This window comes from Neobacillus rhizosphaerae (genome assembly GCF_050477885.1).
Taxonomy (GTDB): Bacteria; Bacillota; Bacilli; order Bacillales; family Cytobacillaceae; genus Neobacillus; species Neobacillus rhizosphaerae_A.
The window spans coordinates 1-1,816 of the sequence record NZ_JBCNAC010000122.1 but is presented as its reverse complement, the minus strand read 5'-3'; the positions used below and the strand labels follow the sequence as shown (position 1 = coordinate 1,816).

General features: G+C 41.1%; 2 protein-coding genes. Both read left to right on the top strand.

Features of this window, described 5'->3' with window-relative positions; all coding sequences use genetic code 11:
• Positions 1 to 129: 129 nt before the first annotated feature.
• Positions 130 to 957: an MBL fold metallo-hydrolase gene (locus ABES03_RS17205; RefSeq protein ID WP_430118904.1), complete on the top strand. Its 828-nt coding sequence runs from the start codon at positions 130 to 132 to the stop codon at positions 955 to 957.
• 91 nt (positions 958 to 1,048) lie between these two features.
• Positions 1,049 to 1,813 (top strand): putative protein N(5)-glutamine methyltransferase, encoded by a 765-nt coding sequence (locus ABES03_RS17200; RefSeq protein WP_430118906.1) that lies wholly within the window; start codon positions 1,049 to 1,051, stop codon positions 1,811 to 1,813.
• Positions 1,814 to 1,816: the final 3 nt, after the last annotated feature.

Genomic DNA, 1,816 nt, shown 5'->3' with positions numbered 1-1,816 from the left:
CGCAACGGGGGACTGTCCCCTTTTTAAGAAGGCTTTTGTTAACAAGTGTACTTCCACTTTGACGACTGTTATAATTTGAATATTATGAATATATTTTAATGACTTTGTAATAGGTTGGGAGAAGAGTACATGTTCATGAAGAAGAATTTTGAGCAAAAGAGTGTGAATGGGGTGCAGATGAGTAATGGAACCCTATCGTTCCAAAGTGTGAAATTAAATGTTCATTGCTTTTTCATTGATGGTGTTTTAATTGATACTGGAGCAAAGTCACTGGAAAGGTTTTTTACGTCATATTTTAAGCAACTTGATATTGATCAAGTAGTGATCACCCACTTTCATGAAGATCATACAGGCTGTGCCTCATTCCTGCAGAAAAATCTTCAGCTTCCGCTTTTCATGGATGACATCATGCTTGAATCCTGCATGAAGAAGGCGGATTATCCATTATATCGTCAACTGTTTTGGGGAAGGCGTAGACCCTTTCGCGCAGAACCAATTGGAGAAACCTTTCGTTCACCACATGCAACATGGCAAGTAATCAAAACACCAGGCCATTCCATTGATCATCTTGCATTTTTAAATACAGATACAGGTCAGCTTTTTACTGGAGACCTCTATTGTCAGGAAAAGACAAAGGTCGTTCTTCGAGAGGAAAATGTCCCTGTGATTATCGAATCATTAAAAAAAGTATTAACCTATGAGTTTGATGACGTGTTTTGCAGTCATGCAGGATATCTGAGCAATGGGCGTACAGCTCTTAAGAGAAAGCTGGACTATCTGTTGGATCTGCAAGGAACTATTTTAAAACTTTATGATGAAGGAAGGAAGCCGGACGAGATTAATCAAACATTGTTTCCAAAAAAATACCCTATTACGTCTTTTTCCTCGGGAGAATGGAACTCCGTCCATATTGTACATTCCATTATTAAACAAAAAGATAAAACGCTAATTTCATAATGTCTTTATAAATTATTGTTAATCCAAAATTAAAAGGGTGATTGGTATAAGTATTTTGGTAGACAACCATACGGTAACATCGATTGTGAATATGCTTCGTAGTGCGGGGTGTGTATTTGCAGAAGATGAGACTCAGTTACTTGTTTCAGAAGCACAATCTTTAGAGGACCTCACAAAAAAGGTCGAAATGCGAGTCGATGGGTTACCACTTGAATACGTAATTGGATGGGCACCGTTCTGTGGGCTTCGGATAGTAGTGGAGCGAGGCGTTTTTGTTCCTCGGCAACGTACAGAATTTCTTGTTCGGCAGGCGGAAGAATTAGCTTGTTCTGGTGATCTCGTCGTTGACCTCTGTTGTGGTTCAGGGGCTATAGGTGCCGCACTGGCAGCAGCTATGGGAGACATAATGTTGTATGGTTCTGACATCGACCATATCGCCATTCGATGTGCAAGAAAAAACGTAACTACATTCGGTGGTCATATTTTTAAAGGTGACTTGTTTCATGCTTTACCACGTTGGATGAAAGGTCGTATAAATATACTGGTAGCTAACGTACCTTATGTTCCCACGAAAGCAATAGAGCTGCTTCCTCTGGAGGCCCGTCTTTATGAACCAAATTTGGCTCTGGACGGAGGAGGGGATGGCCTAAATATTTTACGAAGAGTGGTAAAAGAAGCTCCTGATTGGCTCGCTGTAGGAGGACACCTCTTGATCGAGACGAGCGAAATGCAGGCAACACAAACATTTGAGATTTTTACAAATTCGGGATTGGCCACTAAAGTAGTTAGGGACGCAGAACGGGACGCTACTGTTGTAATTGGAACCAATAGCGGGGACAGTCCCCCATCGCTTTAAAGC

Bases quoted from the DNA above. Each gene is read 5' to 3' on its own strand.
- ABES03_RS17205 (WP_430118904.1), top strand. From the start codon at position 130: ATGTTCATGAAGAAGAATTTTGAGCAAAAGAGTGTGAATGGGGTGCAG.
- ABES03_RS17200 (WP_430118906.1), top strand. From the start codon at position 1,049: ATGCTTCGTAGTGCGGGGTGTGTATTTGCAGAAGATGAGACTCAGTTA.